This window comes from Nocardiopsis sp. NPDC049922 (genome assembly GCF_040660275.1).
Lineage (GTDB): Bacteria > Actinomycetota > Actinomycetes > Streptosporangiales > Streptosporangiaceae > Nocardiopsis.
In genome coordinates, this window is record NZ_JBFAME010000056.1 from 1 (window position 1) to 1,476 (window position 1,476).

The following is a 1,476-nucleotide window of genomic DNA, read 5'->3' on the forward strand; positions in this document are numbered from 1 at the left end:
CAGGGCCCCGGAGTTCTCGCGCTTCAAATCCATACGGGCTGAGCTCGGGTGATGCCGTGGAGTTCGAGGACCTTGTCCGGGTTCGTGTGGGCTCTGCGCCCTGACTTGAGGTTCTTCCACCCCGCGGCAGCCAGCGCCTGGCGGACGATGTCGGTCACACACCCCAGCACGACCGGGGCCGCCCCGGTGCGAGTGCGCCGAGCGTCTTCTCCCCAGGTCACATCCCGCACGTAGTGCACCCGGTTCTCCACCGTCCAGTGCCCGCGGGCATGGGCGGCCAACTCCGCGGGCGAGACCTGGTGGGCGTCCAGATCGGTGACGGCGAAGACCACCTCGCGGCTGCCCTTGACCTTGCCGTGCAGGCGGCGATGACGCTCGATGCGCACCACCTGGCACGCGCCGGGAAAGGCCAACCCGTCCACCGCGGCGACCTTGAGCATGCGGCGCTCCTCCCGCCCGTGGGCGTGGGTGGGCCCCTCAAAGTGGGCGAGGGGCACCCGGCTCCAGGGCAGGGCGGCCAGCTGGTCGTGGAGGGTGGGGCGGTTGCCCTTGACGTAGATCAGATAGTGGGCGCCGCGTCCGAGCAGGTAGGTGGCGTGGTCGGCCACGGTGTGCAGGGCATCGGCGGTGATGAGCGCATCGTGGAGTCGGTCGTCGTCGAGTTGGTCGAGCAGCATGGTGAAGGCACTGGTCTCGGCACCTTTGCCGGGGATCTGTGTGCAGGCGGCCACGGCCGCGTCGTGGTGGCGGACGGTGTGGAAGACCACCGAGGCCGAGCGTTGGCCCTTTCTCGCGCGGGCTCCGCGTTGGGTCTTGCCGTCGGTGGCGTAGGCGGTGTGGCGGGGCGGCTCAGGTGGGGGTCGGTGCTGTTGTTGGCGGTGGCTGCGGCGGTGTTCGCGTTCGGGTGCTCCGGCAGGGGTGCGCGGTGCGCTCTCCTTGTGTGGGGTGTGGGCGTTCAGGCGGGCCAGACCGGCTCGGGCGAGCTGGGCGGGGTTCAGGCGGGCGAGGACTTCGCGCAAGGTGCGTTCGTCGGGGATGTGGATCCGGTGGGTGAAGGGGCAGACGGGCAGGCCCAGGCGCAGGAGGACGGGTTCGGGTGCGTTGTGGGCCCATTCGATGATGGCGCAGGTGGTGTCGTGTCCGGCGCTGGTCAGGGCGCATACGCATAGGGCGAGCAGGGTGGGCAGGGTGTAGCGGCGGCCTCGTGGATCTCGGGGGTCGTCGATGGTGGACAGGTGGTCCATCAAGTCGCCGGTGGGGGTGAGCAGTTCGGCGGGATCGGTTGAGGGAACGTTACGGGTGAGGGATGATGACACAGCGGGCATGGGACCTTGCGGATCGTGTTGTCTCGACAACTCCATGATCCACGGGTTCTGTGCCCGTTTTCGCGTGTCCGGGTTCGGTCATCCCTGCCCGACCTGCTCGAATCCGGCGTTCGTGTCTTCTCCGGCGTAGCGCGAGAACTCCGGGGCCCTG

General features: G+C 69.2%; 1 protein-coding gene. It reads right to left on the reverse strand.

Going from position 1 to position 1,476, the window contains the following annotated elements:
- Nucleotides 1-23 precede the first annotated feature (23 nt).
- Nucleotides 24-1,316: an ISAs1 family transposase gene (locus tag AB0I72_RS28350; RefSeq protein ID WP_358574164.1), complete on the reverse strand. Its 1,293-nt coding sequence runs from the start codon at nt 1,314-1,316 to the stop codon at nt 24-26.
- Between the last annotated feature and the right edge of the window lie 160 nt (nt 1,317-1,476).